The organism is Prevotella sp. tc2-28 (genome assembly GCF_900107705.1).
GTDB lineage: Bacteria > Bacteroidota > Bacteroidia > Bacteroidales > Bacteroidaceae > Prevotella.
This window is the reverse complement of the sequence record NZ_FNRE01000013.1, coordinates 96,756-110,477: the sequence shown is the minus strand read 5'-3', so window position 1 is coordinate 110,477 and position 13,722 is coordinate 96,756. Positions and strand designations below refer to the sequence as shown.

At 44.1% G+C, this 13,722-nt stretch carries 13 protein-coding genes; all 13 read right to left on the bottom strand.

Annotated features, from left to right (window positions below; genetic code table 11):
• Positions 1 to 158: 158 nt before the first annotated feature.
• Positions 159 to 494, bottom strand: a complete 336-nt coding sequence (tnpB, locus tag BLU47_RS11735; protein WP_091962887.1) for an IS66 family insertion sequence element accessory protein TnpB — start codon at positions 492 to 494, stop codon at positions 159 to 161.
• On the bottom strand, positions 488 to 892 hold the full coding sequence (locus BLU47_RS11730) for a hypothetical protein (protein ID WP_143025558.1): 405 nt from the start codon (positions 890 to 892) through the stop codon (positions 488 to 490). The genes tnpB and BLU47_RS11730 overlap by 7 nt, the downstream gene beginning before the upstream one ends.
• 106 nt (positions 893 to 998) lie before the next feature.
• Entirely contained in the window at positions 999 to 1,244 is a 246-nt protein-coding gene (locus tag BLU47_RS11725) for a CDK-activating kinase assembly factor MAT1 (RefSeq protein WP_091962882.1), read from the bottom strand.
• A gap of 108 nt (positions 1,245 to 1,352) precedes the next feature.
• A complete protein-coding gene (locus tag BLU47_RS11720; protein WP_091962880.1) occupies positions 1,353 to 3,044 on the bottom strand; it encodes an ATP-dependent nuclease in 1,692 nt (563 codons plus the stop codon).
• A 5-nt stretch (positions 3,045 to 3,049) separates the two neighbouring features.
• Positions 3,050 to 3,685, bottom strand: coding sequence for a hypothetical protein (locus tag BLU47_RS11715; RefSeq protein WP_143025557.1), 636 nt, complete (start codon positions 3,683 to 3,685; stop codon positions 3,050 to 3,052).
• A 593-nt stretch (positions 3,686 to 4,278) separates the two neighbouring features.
• Positions 4,279 to 4,680 (bottom strand): four helix bundle protein, encoded by a 402-nt coding sequence (locus tag BLU47_RS11710; protein WP_091962874.1) that lies wholly within the window; start codon positions 4,678 to 4,680, stop codon positions 4,279 to 4,281.
• An 89-nt stretch (positions 4,681 to 4,769) separates the two neighbouring features.
• A complete protein-coding gene (locus BLU47_RS11705) occupies positions 4,770 to 5,309 on the bottom strand; it encodes a hypothetical protein (protein ID WP_143025556.1) in 540 nt (179 codons plus the stop codon).
• Positions 5,310 to 5,509: 200 nt separating this feature from the next.
• Positions 5,510 to 6,322, bottom strand: a complete 813-nt coding sequence (locus BLU47_RS11700; protein WP_091962868.1) for a TIR domain-containing protein — start codon at positions 6,320 to 6,322, stop codon at positions 5,510 to 5,512.
• Positions 6,323 to 6,381: 59 nt separating this feature from the next.
• A complete protein-coding gene (locus tag BLU47_RS11695) occupies positions 6,382 to 7,758 on the bottom strand; it encodes an AAA family ATPase (RefSeq protein WP_091962865.1) in 1,377 nt (458 codons plus the stop codon).
• Between the two features lie 773 nt (positions 7,759 to 8,531).
• A complete protein-coding gene (locus tag BLU47_RS11690; protein ID WP_143025555.1) occupies positions 8,532 to 8,861 on the bottom strand; it encodes a hypothetical protein in 330 nt (109 codons plus the stop codon).
• Positions 8,839 to 9,117, bottom strand: a complete 279-nt coding sequence (locus BLU47_RS11685; protein ID WP_091962860.1) for a hypothetical protein — start codon at positions 9,115 to 9,117, stop codon at positions 8,839 to 8,841. Before BLU47_RS11685 ends, BLU47_RS11690 begins: the two co-directional genes overlap by 23 nt.
• 311 nt (positions 9,118 to 9,428) lie before the next feature.
• Entirely contained in the window at positions 9,429 to 10,544 is a 1,116-nt protein-coding gene (locus BLU47_RS11680; RefSeq protein WP_091962857.1) for a DegT/DnrJ/EryC1/StrS family aminotransferase, read from the bottom strand.
• A 9-nt stretch (positions 10,545 to 10,553) separates the two neighbouring features.
• Complete coding sequence (locus BLU47_RS11675; protein WP_091962855.1) at positions 10,554 to 13,712, bottom strand: polysaccharide biosynthesis/export family protein; 3,159 nt, start codon at positions 13,710 to 13,712, stop codon at positions 10,554 to 10,556.
• Positions 13,713 to 13,722: the final 10 nt, after the last annotated feature.

Below are 13,722 nucleotides of genomic sequence, written 5' to 3'. Positions count from 1 at the left end.
CATCATCAGCACTCGCTTCAATAATTCGTCCTTCTCCATACCTTCTAATTACTCTACAAAGGTACGAAAAATTTTCGAGATATGCAAGCTTTTTAGTCATTTAATTTACTGATTATCAACGTTTTACACAAAGTTTAACACTTCGTTTTGCAGGCGTTTTATTTTATTGTAAGCTGCTTGATTACAGGTGATTCGAGCACTGCCACCAGATCTTTCCAGTCGATGGAATAGACCGGTTTGTCCTCTACAAACTTCAGTTTCATAAACGTATACCCGTTGGCAAAAGTCTTCTGGTGCACATAGTAGGCATTCTTCTCAAAATTCACCATCTTTACCGTCCTGTGGTTCTTCGACATGAAGATAAATACGTCACCATTGCTGGTGTTGAGATGATGCTTGTGTTTTACGATTTCAAGCAGCCTGTGAGCGCCACAGCGCATATCGTTTATATCAGGTACGAAGTAGAATTTCTTCAATCCGGAGATGGTCAGCATACCACCTCCAATCTCTCAATCAGATGCTTGAGCTCAGTGAAACTAATGCCTGTCTTCACAATCTTCATTCCGTCAGGGAACTTGATGGAGATGGAGATTTTCTTGTTAATGTTTGCCACCCGGTCTGTGGGGTACTTGAAGGGGTGACTGACAGGATCATGGACTTTGCTCTCCTCACTCACCTTCTCCGCTTCCGTCTGGATCTCCGCGTCCTCCGCCGGATTACCAGTCACTGTCACGGGATATATCCTCTTGTGCGTCTTGCGGTACCATTTATCGAAAGTTGGATAGTCAACTCCGTGCTTTGTGCAGAATTCCTCTATCGAGATATTCTTCGGAAGGCCCTCAGCCTGGTACAAAAACCAAAGGCTCTCAAAATCTTTACTACTGTATACCATTTGTCTCATCCTTAAAACGAGTCCAAAGGTATCATTTTCCCAGTTCATACACAAGACGTCAAAATTGACAGCTTACAGACGTTTTTATTGATACTTCTATCCGTTTCTATTTCATCTGTTTCAACAGTTCTTCAATTTGCTGCTGGAGTTTCTTGTTGTCTTCAGTCAGATCAGCCACCTGCTTAGTCGATCTGTCAATCGAAGCTAAAAGGTCAGCCTGTGACTTCTCTTTCTGGTTATGGGTTTCTTGCAGTTCCTTAACGAGTTCCTTTAGAGCTTCGTTCTCCTTTTTACTCGCCTCATCACGTTCCTCAAGGAAGTGAATCATGGAGATAAGTTGGGTCTTGTTCATTCTTTCGTCATACAGTGAAGTTGGTTTCAAGTTTCATGTTTCAAGATTCAAGCCCCGCAGATATCGCAGAAAACGCAGAAATCAATCAATATACTGTATATTAAATATCTAAAGTTTCCCTTCTAAGGTACTAATTAATCCTTGCAGCATTACTAAACCTTCAGGTCTCATCGCTATTGCAGGATTATCTGCAGCTCTACTTGCCACCAAGAACTTTAAGTCATTTAGAGTATTATCATCGAAAATCTTTCCTGCATTTATGAAAACTGTTTCTATTCTGCTAGACCACTTCCTATTTCTAGCTCGGAACGTGCCGTCTAATGAAATATCTACATCATATTTATCGAGTATTACATCTCTATATACATTTAAATCAAGCATATCCTCCATCTCAGAATCTAAAGGCATATCCGAATAATGAGTAAGAGTATAATCACGAGGATCCAACAATCCAAGTCCACAAGCTCTACTTACCGAATTACGGCCAGCGATATCTCCATCCAAGAACAAATGATAATCTGCTAACATCGTTTTGGCAGATGCAAGATGCATCTCAATATGATGGGTTCCGCTCATAGGCTGAATCACCAACTCATTTCCAGCAATCGCATCTCTCAGTTTTGTAGAATAGTGACTTAGTAAAGACATTAATACCATTCTGTCGGTTACACCTTCTACATATAACAACAATCGCGCATTAAAGAGGTTGTCAGACAATTTTACACCTAAAATCTCTCGTACTTCACGAATGTTTTCTGCTTTCTTGGCATTACCATCATCCACAATGATATTACTACCAATATCATTACGATTAACAAACTGAGGGTTATGTGTGGTTATAATTACCTGAGAGTGCCCAGAGAGTGAATGGATTGCTTTTCTTAGAGCATCTATTGCAGATGGATGCAAATGCGATTCTGGCTCTTCAATAGCTATTACTGACACTGAATTTGCTATCAGTTTCTTGCTTTTGAGTAGAGACATTGCTACAAGACTCTTTACACCATCACCTTTGCTCAAAAGGTTTGTTTCTTCTCCGTCATCTATCAAAACATTAATATCTTGACGATGACGTATCATTATACCAATATCATCTGATGTCAACTTAACGTTCTTCGTTTCGGGTAAGAACTCTGTAAGAGTGTTCTTAATTTCACCCGAGAGATTACTCAAGACATTTTTCTCTATTTCGTTTATTTTATCAAGCGCATCTTGGTAATCTTTATTTTTTCTTTCCCCCTGCAAGCGTTCTGCTATCTGCTCATTTATGATATCCATTGTATGATCAACAGTCCTAACAGCAGGAATGTAGTTGAACTCTATATGCTCAGCTATGTAACGTGCTACTTTCTGCGACTTCTCATTCAGAGGTTTACTTCCTTTACCTTGCTTAACAACTTTTATATCTGGGCGGTTTTCATTACCGAAGGTTATCTTAATCTGCAAGGTGCCGTTTAACTGATGGCCAATATTTTTCTTGAACTCCTCAACCTCATGAGTATCTAAAGTGAACTCAAGGATGAAAGTAGATTTCTTGTTACGCTTATCACCTTTTTGCTTTGCAATTGGGTAATCACGCTCCCACGAATACCGTTCAAAAGTACGAAAACGCGAATAAAACAATCTCCTCTTTTTTATTTCTGCAAACTCTTGGAGAGTAGAAATCGCGATATTAACCGCCATTAGAAGATTGGACTTTCCTTCGTTGTTCTTACCTAACAAAATGGTAATTTCACCTAAGGAAAGCCTTGCCTCCGAAATACTACGATAATCCTTTATCTGGATAGTAGAGATTTTCATCTGATTTATAACTGATTGGTCAATGCAATTGCATTCACGAGGTCTATTGCAATTCTTTTACGAGACTCTGGTTGGTCAGTAATAGGGAATATGCCATTAATCATATAAAAGAACTGGCAATCCTGTATTTGTCCGAGAACATAAAGTTCTTTATTAGAAAGATACTCTTTAAACTCTAATACGTCTTTTATTACTGATTTAATTTCGTCACGCTGAAGTCTCCAATGGGTATGAATATCAACACCTGGCGTCAATAAAGACATAAATGTTGGGGCATTCAACAAACTTGTATTCTCCAAATGGTTGATAATTTCTTCATCAGAAGGGCGGTGTTGTAATATCAGATTTGTAGGCATTGCGTTTAAAGCGCAATCGAACATTTTACCTTTAATTATCTTTTTCTTTCCTTCTATAAACGGCCTCATTTTTCGAGAACGAAGCTTATATGGAAACCACGTCACGAAGAAATAGAAGACAGCACCAGCAAGATAGCTATAAGACAGATTAAGCATCACCTCATTCCTGGCATCAGCATTAGGTGCATCACCAAAAACGGGAGGAATAATGCCCCAACGGAAAAGTAGCATTCCAACGCTAAAAAATCCTAAAGACCATAAACATATTGTTACTATTCTATTCATAATTTGCTTTTATGCGCTAGCCGAGGATATATCTTATCTCTTTGTCAAAAGTGATAAACACCTATTGATGTCTGATGTCAGAGGCCTAAAGTATGGTAAACTGTCAATTTTGACGTCCAAGCTTAAAAACAGCCTTTGACCAACAATCGAGACTGCTCACGCTCGAGATAACTCAAACAAGCTCGGTTCTCCACTTGCTTACTCGCAGCCTTTAGGGCGGCTTTCTTCGCAAGCGAAGCGTTTTGGAGAAACGATTAGGCCACCTGAAGCGTCTAAGATTGATTAAACTTTGTTTTTTATACCGATGGTCATCGGTAACATATTCTTTCAGTCGCTACGCTTGATGAAAGCGGCAAAGCCGAGTGTTCATAGTATCATTGAAATCAATTAGTCTTTTCCCATAGATTTAGAATCCTTTAATAAGGGATGGCTAAACTCGAGCCCCGCTCGGCTAAGCCGCTTGTTCCGTAATCGACTTTGTCGCTTCGTCTGTCGAAGAAAGGTATCATTTTCCCATTTCATGCACAATACGTCAGAATTGGCTGCTTACTCAGGTTTCAAGTTTCAGGATTCAAGAGATTTAGATTCAGGTTTCAAGATTCAGGTTTCAGGTGTTTTAAGCCTGTGATGGAACTTCCTTTGAGGGAAGTGATGAACTTGCTTATTGCTTTGCTCAGATTGAGACTATCATTATATAGTTTTTGGGCCGTGTCCTTATCAATGAAACCTTCATCAGTAGCTCTGATGATCTGGCTGCGGACTTCGCCACAGGAGCCTTTTGCAATATACAGGAAATTGATAAATTCCTTGTTGCCATCGCGTTCGTAGCCCTCGGCTATGTTGTCCATGATAGAGCCTGCGGCTGCATGGATTTGCTGAACAAACCTCATGTCCTTATGGAACTCGCCGTCCTTGGTGATAGCATACACATCCTTACAGAGGTCACGAGCCATCTGAAAGATGGTCAGGTCTTCAAAACGCTGGACTTTGGACATACTATTGGTTTCAAGTTTCAAGATTCAAGATTCAAGATTCAAGATTCAAGTTTCAATTCTCGCAGAAATGAAGGAAAATGCAAAAGTCATTATTCCAGAACCTGCGTTTTAAATTGCGCCTTATGTTTTGAATCTTTATATTTTATAATAAGTTTTGAACCATTTAAAGGGCTAATCCCTTTCCCGATTCGATAAAGTTCTTGATCAACATCAGATGCATATACATCATAATAATGTTTCATTATCCGAAGTGTGAAATCAAAGTGCTTATTACCTTCCAAAGGTTGTAGCTTATTCTCACGCTTATCTATCAGAGTATATTTTTCGGAGTATTGATTTGGTGCATAGCTAACATCAACTTCATAAACAGTGTAGGGAGATTCGTTTTGAATTATAACATTCAATTCTACTTCTACTTCATAATCTGCTTTAAAATGACCCGCTGGCACAACATTTCCACATGATGACCCAAAGCCTATAATTCTACGGGATTTATGATTAGTCTTGATTAATACACCGAGAAAAGGTTTCTCTGATTTGCGATTGAAAATATCAAATAGGCCATCGTATGACTTTCTTATATAGTTGTTTATTAACGCACCAATAACTAAGGATATTACCTTTGTCATAACTTTATCTTCAGGCCAAAAATGGTCACATAAGATAATCAGCACGATAGTTATTATTGCCGATATGATTAAAGAAACAACCCAAACTTTCGTAGTCATCTGTATTGATGCGGTAGCCGATTAACAATCTTATCTCTTTGCAGAAGTAATAAACACCGCTTTTCTGAATCGAAATGTTGCTACAAGCCTCTTTGAGATTATCAGATTTTATTTTTATCAACTTCTAAGCCCACAGCCTTCATTTCGTCAGCTATCAAGTACTTCCATACGCCAGCTACATCCAAAGGTTTATAAATGACACCTTTCAAATCTCCTGGTTGTTCAACACCTTCTTCAAGAAGAGCACATACATGAGACCTACCTAAATGAGCACACATAAAACCATGCTCAAAAACAACATTTTGTCTGGCTCTTGGTTTCAAGTCTGCATCATCCTTATCTTTACCTAAGTCACAAGAAGTATAGATAACAATGGCATAGCAAACATCTTTGGCTTCGCGCTCTATCTTCTCGATGATAGTATCACCCATGTCAGCTCTTTTGCAGAGTATTATAGGCTCATAGCCTATGCTTTTCACAAAAAGCTCAACTTCGTTACGGGCATTAGTATCATGTCCATGAACAACAAAAACTTTCTTAGAATCAAAAGCTCCAAAAGATGTTCCTTTATTTTCCTGTGCGGCATCTATTTCAGATTCTTCAAGTTTCTCTGTCAATGCATCAATAGCCGACAAGATGATACCCTTTGCCTGTTCCATTTGGCGACAGAAAGCATTTTGATGGTCAAGCTCTCTTTCTGATTGATAATTATAAGCGCTATAAATTCCAGAAGCAGTTTCCTTCCATGGAAAAGCTCGTATGGTTGTGCTGTATTGAGAATCTGTTCCGAATTTTTCATCCAGAACTCTTAACACATTCGAAAGCCACCGGGTGTGCTCAGAAGAATTACGTTTTATTCCGGGAATCTCCGATATTAACACGTTCAAATTTTCTATAGCCTTTGTATCAGTCATAAAAGTCTAAATTGAATTACTCCTCTAATGAGAATGTGAAAGCCGTATAATGGGAAATCTTATATATTTTCCAGAATATCTCTCATCAAGATAATTGAAGTTCTGAGTTCTTCTTCTGTAAATGTATAAGGGTTATCAGGATGATCGATGTGATTTCTAATTTTTGTTGGCAAAGTAGTGTAGTTTATGCCATTATAGCTAGTGGCACAACTATGAGCTGCTGTATAATAAGGTGCACATTGAGTCGCAATAAACTGGTCACAACTTGCAATACTGTGTTTATTATAATTTGACTGAATAGCGCCATAAAGAGCAATATGGTAATCTATTGAGCAAACATCAAAAGCAACATAATTTACCTCAGACGCTACCAAAGTTGGCAACAACAATGGTGCTGTAACTTCTTTCTTCTCTATTGAGCCGTTATTGTCCTTGAGTACTACGACCAAGGTATTAGCAGAATCCTTTAATGCTTCTCCTAATACGTACTCTGAATGGGTAGCAAAGAACAACTGCACTTTCTGAGAGCCGTTATCCCCCACAAATAAATCCTTAAAGTATTTGAGTATTCGCTTCTGCCACTTCGGGTGCATACTGAGCTCAGGCTCGTCTATCATGATGGCTGCACCATCAAGTTTGCCCACATTACGGAGCAAGTAGATACCGCGATATACAATCTGCTTTTCGCCAGTGCTCAGGTCATCGATAGTTATATCCGTTCCGTGTTTGGTAAACAACACTTTCTTCTCTCCATCAGCACTTTCTACTTTTTTATACTTGATGTTCTCAAAGAAATTATCAAATGCAGACCTAAATCGGTACATCTTTGCAGACTGCATAAATGCATTATACTCTGCTGTAGTTAGACTATGCGTCGGTGAAGCCTCAATCTTTTCTTGCAATTTACCACTGTCTTCATACTGCAAGTCAATAACAAGCTGTTTTAAACTGCTGAAATCTTCCTTGCTATCGTCATCGTATGAGTCAGCATCTATATCAAGAGAAGTAGTTCCCGTAAGCTTTCTAACACTAAAATCAGCACGCGCCTTGGAATAGACACAACCATAGTGTCGAAGGTCAAGATTATCTCTGGCTATACCATCTCTATCATTATTTCTATTTCGCTGAATATTGGATGTTGTATTTGTCTGTAGATCTATACGGTGATGGAAACCCATCTTATTATCATGTTCTGTACCTGCTGATACTACAGCATACAAATGACGACCTACTTCATATTCAATCCTTTCAAATGCCTCAAATGGGCCAAGACATAGAAATGCATTCAGCGTTGATAATATCGTTGTCTTGCCAGTTCCATTCTCTCCAGCAAATACAATAGTATCGTATGGCAATCCCGTATTAGGGTTTACCAAGTCTAATTCCAGATTTCCTATAACTGGGTGATTATTGTATTTTATCTTGCGTATCCTCATAATGATATACAAGAGCCGTGCTCCTGTCAGTATCTCGTCGTTTTAGTTAAACAATGTTTATGAATACTTATTTTTGGTTTCGACCAATTTCTTATCTCTTTCGTCTCAACTCAAATTTTATCTTGACACTTTCCTACCCGATTTTTCCGTTTTCCGCTCCGAGCACTCTTCACTGTCCTCAGAACTACCATCCTAAACCGCCTCTTTCTTAACACTTCCTTACACTTCCGTGTAAAACTTTCTTAAAGCTATTGCCCAATTGGGTAAAAATGGCTACCTTTGACCTGAAGGTCGAAAGCACTCACGTTCGGAAATGTTTGAGCGAGCTCACATTTCTCTCGCTTAACCGTGCCTTTGTATAGAAATGAGCGGAAAAGGCTCAATTTCCCGGATGTCTGATGAATGTCGTTAAGATGGATGATGTTTGATGTGTAATTTATGACAGGTGTCAGGTGGGTGTCAGCGATAGATGTAAGATGTTTGATGGATGAAGGACTCTTTTTTTATCGGTTATCGTTAAGAGGTTAGCGGTTAGCGGATTCTTCCAATTGGCGTTGGAATGAAGAACGCAGACCGGATAACTGCTGTCTGACACATAATTATTCGCTTTGTTTATTTTATATCTGTTTCAACAATTCATCTATTTGCCGCTGTATGTGACAGGGGACTTGTTCAGGTTCTTGGACGAGCCAAGCGACAAAGTCGATGACCAAGTTCTTCGTACATGTTGATGTTCATCGACATGAGACGCGACTCGGCAGTATTCAAGCAAGCTAGATACTGCTCTCACTGCTCCTCATGTTTTGTGCATGGCGAGCATCGACTACCGTGATGGTGTCGCCATCTATCGTGTAGGCGAAGTACCACTTGTCGGTATTAGCCATGTGGTATCCTGCCCATTGGGAGATGGTCGGCTCGCGACGGAGGAGTCCGTTCTCGATGCGAAAGATTGAGAAAACTGCGTTCTGCACGTCACGTTTAAGATCGTCTTTATCATACGTATGACGGTATTTCTTCGCCACATTCTGATAAAAAGAGAATATCTTACGAGATGCGCGAGGCTTGATGATATAGCGATAATCAGCCATTAGCGTAGATATCATCAATCTCTTCCGAAATCACCGCATACAGCTGTTCTGGTGTCATATCACGATCCAGAGCATATTCACGGCTTACTGCACGATGAGTCATCTCGCGGGCTTCCTCGATAGTCATCGTTTCCTGGTCGTCGAGTTCCATCTGCTGAATACGCAAGTCTATCTGCTGCTGCACCCACCGGCGAATAGCTGCCGTGGAGTTCAGCTCCGGTCGCATGCCACGAAGCAATGCCTCGTTTACCTTAACACTTACTGTACACATAATTATCTTGTTTTATATATTAGACGTATGATTTAAAAACACGTTTCTTGACCAGCATGGAAGGCAATCAAGATATCGGTATCACATAATATATAGAGGGGAATTGCTGGAAGTTGCCCTTAGGGTACGTCTTTCCCCTGTCCTATTTACTATGTAAATGGACAGGGTTAAGGTTAACCTAAATGGGTATAGTTCAGCGAATTACCACCTCTACACGAGGGCTCTGTGCCCGTAGATTTATTGGAATTGTATACTATATCGGGTACAAAGATACAGATAAAAATTGAAAGGAGAAAGCGGAAGGGGAAAAATTAAAGGAAGGTGTTGAGGGCCTGGACTATGGTTTCGGCTTGTTGGGGGGTGATGACTTGGTTCATCGGGAGGGACAGTTCCTGGGCATGTATCCGCTCTGTAATGGGATAGCTGAGGTGGTTCCACGCCCTATAACACGCTTGCTTATGAGGAGGGATGGGGTAATGGATGAGGGTTTGGATACCTTGGTTGGCCAGGAACTGCTGCAGTGCGTCGCGCCGTTCACAGAATATGGGGAACTGGTGGTAGACGTTGTTCTCGTCAGGGATGCGCTTAGGGAGGGTGATGAGAGGATTGTTGATATGCTCGTAATAATAGGCTGCCAACTGCTGGCGCTTCCTATTGTCTTCGTCCAAGTATTTCAGCTTGACGTCCAGCACGGCAGCATCAATCTCCGACATGCGGCTATTCATACCTGTGTAGGCAAACACGTATTTACGCTGACTGCCATAGTTAGCGAGGGCACGGATGACAGCAGCCAGCTCTTCGTCGTTAGTGGTCACTGCTCCGGCATCACCAAAGGCACCCAAATTCTTGCCGGGATAGAAAGAATGGGCTGCGGCATCGCCCAACGCTCCCGTCTTCGTGAACCTTGAACCTTTAACCATGAACCCGCATCCATGGCTTTGTGCGCAGTCTTCCATTAACTTCAGATGGTGTTTTTGACAAATCTCACCCAGTTGGTCGTTATAGGCTATCCTGCCATAGAGGTGAACGGTCATCACACCTCTGGTCTTGGGGGTGATGTGCTGCTCTACCTGGTCGATATCAAGTTCGAGATGGTCAAAGGTGGGTTCTACAAGGACAGGGACCAAATGGTTGTCAGTGATGGCGAGGATGGTTGCGATATAGGTGTTGGCAGGAACGATAATCTCATCGCCGTCCTGCATGGCTCCCATTTCCTTATACCCTCGGAGGATGAGCCTCAGCGCATCCAATCCATTGGCAACGGCAACAGCATGCTGCGTGCCGATATAACGAGCATAGTCTGACTCAAACCGACGGGTTTCCTCGCCTTGCAGGAACCAGCCGGAGTCCACTACCCTTTCCACTGCTGCCTTGTACGCTGCTGCATGCTGGAGGGTGATTGCCTGCAAATCCAACGGCTTGACCATTAGGCGCTGTTACTTGAAAATAGCAATGAGGAGGGCTGAGAAGGACACCAGAGAGGTGGTCAGCGGAATCACGAGGCTGGTGACGATGTTACCCTGCTGCTTCTTGACGATACTGGGCTCAACATACAGGATGTCGTTCTGCTGCATATAGAAATAGGGAGAATTCATGATGTTAGCATCGCTGAGGTCGAGCATGTGAATCTCACGCTCGCCATTGGCATTCTCGCGAATGAGCTTGACACGGTCGCGGATGCCATAGACGGTAAGGTCGCCAGCCTGGGCAAGGGCCTCGTAGATGTTAATCTTCTCACGGGAAACCTGGATGGTGCCTGGAGCACCAACCTCACCAAGTACGGTGATGGAATAGTTGGCCTGACGGACGGTCACGATGGGACGCTCGCTCTCTGCCATATAGGGACGGATTTTCTCGAGAATCATGTCCTCACACTCATCCTTGGTGAGACCAACCACCTTGATGCGACCCAGGATGGGGAAGTTGATGGTGCCGTCATTGCTGACGAGGTAGTTCTGATTGCCTGTAGCCGTAGAGAGATTGGCAGCACCACCCATCGTAGAACTGGTGGCATTGACCGAACCCATGTTAAAGGGGGTGGCTGCACCGGCGTTGATGGTGTAGACATGGATGTTCAGCTGGTCCTTGGGCATGATGCGGGCATCATAGAGGGCGCTCTGCTTGTTGAGGTCTATCTTGTCGGCTCCCTGCAAATAGGCGAACTTCTTGACAGAGCAGGAGGAGAGTACCAGCACGAAGGAAAGGAGCATCAGCACCTGCTTATACAAAAACTTGTTTTTCTTCTTTGACATATCAATCAGATTATAGATGAACATGGTATGGGGGAGGCGCGACTCCTTGTCGATGGCCTTGACAACAGCCTTAGCGGTATGGTCAGCCTTGACGATGAAGCAGGTAGCATCGGCCTGGGTGGCAATCTGGAGGGTATCACTATTGCCAGCCATGGCAGGACCGTCGATGACGACATAGTCATAACGGGCCTTCAGCAGGGTCAGCACCTGGACGAGGCTGTCGCGAGACAGGAGGTCGGAGGGGTGAACCTGAGAGGGGGTGCCTGCCGGGAGAACATCGATATTGTCAACGGTGACAAGCTGCGACTGCACATCAGCAGCTGCCGGAGAGGTGAGGCTCAAGAGGGAGAAGGTGCCCCCCTTTGCAGTGATGCCCAATGCCTGGGCTATGCCCGGATGGCGCAGGTCGAGGTCGACGAGGACTACTTTCTTGTCTAAGCGTGCCAAGCCCTGTGCCAACTGGATGGCCTGATAGGTCTTGCCATCACCAACGGCATCGGAGGTGACCAAAAGGGTCTTCTGGTCGGGTTGTAAGCGCAACAATAAGTTGGTACGCACCGTGCGGAGTGCCTCCTCCTGGTGGACATTGAAGACTTCGCCCAGAATGGGGAGGCGGGAGGCTGACTCGATGTCAGCACGCATACCGACCTTGGTACGGAGGAACTGGAACAGGATGAGGAGCACCAAGGGTAGCAGGATGCCAATGGCCAGGGCAATCAGCATAATCATGTTGCGGTTAGGCAGGACACTGCCGCCAACCACCTGCGCCTTCTCGATGAGTTTTCCCTTGTCAGTGACATCGACACGACCCATCGCCAGCTCTTCACGTTTCTGCAGCATGACGAGATAGACGCCCTGCTTGATTTCACGAAGGCGTTCGATATCGGTGAACACGCGTTCGATATGGGGGGCACTGCCAATGCGCTCCATCGCCTTCTGGTATTCACGCTCCACATTCTGGCGTTGGATGACCATTGCCTGACGGGTGCGAGAGAGTTCGGTGAGCAGTGTGGGGCGCAGTTCCTCAATCAGTTCGGTGACACGCTGCACCTGCGGCGCCTTGTCGCTCATGCTCTTAAGCAACTCCTTGCGCTGGAAAGCCAGGGTGTTATGGCGCGACAAAGCTTGACCTCCGCCACCCGTACTACCCATACCCATGCTGCCACCCATGCCCATACCGCCACTGACGACAGGAATGACCTCGTAGATGTTGGCGGGGTTCTGGGCAAACTCCATCATATAGTCGTGAAGCTGGAGCTGGATGCCAATCTGGATGAGTTGCTGGTCGTATTGTGATTTCTTGCCAACAGCCTCAGCAGCATCCTCAGCAGGCTGGGTAATCTGGTATTTCACCTTGGACTGCTCGTAAGCATCGTCGCTGATACCTAATTCCTCGTTGATCTTGACCAGACGCTGGTTGACAAACTGGTCGGTGAGTCGGTTCTGATCACGCATATCCTCCCTACCCTGCTGGTTGTAGATGTCAACCAGGCGGGTGATGAAATCGATGCCTCGCATCATGTTCTCGTCGCGGACGGTGATATGCAGCATGTTTGTAGAAGACTTGGTAGGCGCCTCAGCGACCATGCGGCCGATAAAACCAGCAGCCACCGTTTTCGGAGGTCGGATGGTGACTTGCATCTGGAAACCATCGGCATAGGCACGACGCTGTTGGGGCGTCAACGACTGGTTAGGGGAGAAAAAGAGGGTGCCCACCTCGGTCATCACCTTGTCAGGAAGGGCCTTGAAATTTTTCTGGATAGACCTGCCACCGGCAATGATGTCAGCATGATAGCCTTCGGAATCCTTGCTGAGTGTCAGACTTATCTGGTGATAGTGCAAAGGCAACTCACGATCCATCCAAAGCAGGTGGGTGCGGTCGAGGGCCACCGTGACAGGCTGGTCCTTATAGAGCACGTAGGAACGACCCCAACGACCCATGCGGTATTCGGTGTAAAGACCCAGGTCGAGGACCACCTCCGTGACGAGGTCGCTGGAAAGAATGATCTCTTTCTCGACATCAATACCCTGGGCACCACCCAGGCTGGCGCTCAGGTTGTTGCCAATGCCCAAAGGCAGGGAGCTGAGCACTGCAAGGCCGGCACTGACGGCATTACCCTTATCCTGGGTCTGCTGAATCAAGCGCATCTTGCCTCTCACAGCCATCGTGGTCGGCTGGTTCCACCAATAGACAAAGCCTATCAGCAGGCAGACGACAACAGAGGGGATGAACCACTTCCAATGAAGGGCAAAGGTCATCAGAATATTCTGAAGATTGAACAGGGAGGACCGTTCCTCGGTGTCCATCTCAGTCATATTGAACGATTTTTCGTTTATTTCCATATCGTATTTG

Bases quoted from the DNA above. Each gene is read 5' to 3' on its own strand.
- tnpB (WP_091962887.1), bottom strand. From the start codon at position 494: ATGCTGACCATCTCCGGATTGAAGAAATTCTACTTCGTACCTGATATA.
- BLU47_RS11730 (WP_143025558.1), bottom strand. From the start codon at position 892: ATGGTATACAGTAGTAAAGATTTTGAGAGCCTTTGGTTTTTGTACCAG.
- BLU47_RS11725 (WP_091962882.1), bottom strand. From the start codon at position 1,244: ATGAACAAGACCCAACTTATCTCCATGATTCACTTCCTTGAGGAACGT.
- BLU47_RS11720 (WP_091962880.1), bottom strand. From the start codon at position 3,044: ATGAAAATCTCTACTATCCAGATAAAGGATTATCGTAGTATTTCGGAG.
- BLU47_RS11715 (WP_143025557.1), bottom strand. From the start codon at position 3,685: ATGAATAGAATAGTAACAATATGTTTATGGTCTTTAGGATTTTTTAGC.
- BLU47_RS11710 (WP_091962874.1), bottom strand. From the start codon at position 4,680: ATGTCCAAAGTCCAGCGTTTTGAAGACCTGACCATCTTTCAGATGGCT.
- BLU47_RS11705 (WP_143025556.1), bottom strand. From the start codon at position 5,309: ATGACAAAGGTAATATCCTTAGTTATTGGTGCGTTAATAAACAACTAT.
- BLU47_RS11700 (WP_091962868.1), bottom strand. From the start codon at position 6,322: ATGACTGATACAAAGGCTATAGAAAATTTGAACGTGTTAATATCGGAG.
- BLU47_RS11695 (WP_091962865.1), bottom strand. From the start codon at position 7,758: ATGAGGATACGCAAGATAAAATACAATAATCACCCAGTTATAGGAAAT.
- BLU47_RS11690 (WP_143025555.1), bottom strand. From the start codon at position 8,861: ATGATATCTACGCTAATGGCTGATTATCGCTATATCATCAAGCCTCGC.
- BLU47_RS11685 (WP_091962860.1), bottom strand. From the start codon at position 9,117: ATGTGTACAGTAAGTGTTAAGGTAAACGAGGCATTGCTTCGTGGCATG.
- BLU47_RS11680 (WP_091962857.1), bottom strand. From the start codon at position 10,544: ATGGTCAAGCCGTTGGATTTGCAGGCAATCACCCTCCAGCATGCAGCA.
- BLU47_RS11675 (WP_091962855.1), bottom strand. From the start codon at position 13,712: ATGGAAATAAACGAAAAATCGTTCAATATGACTGAGATGGACACCGAG.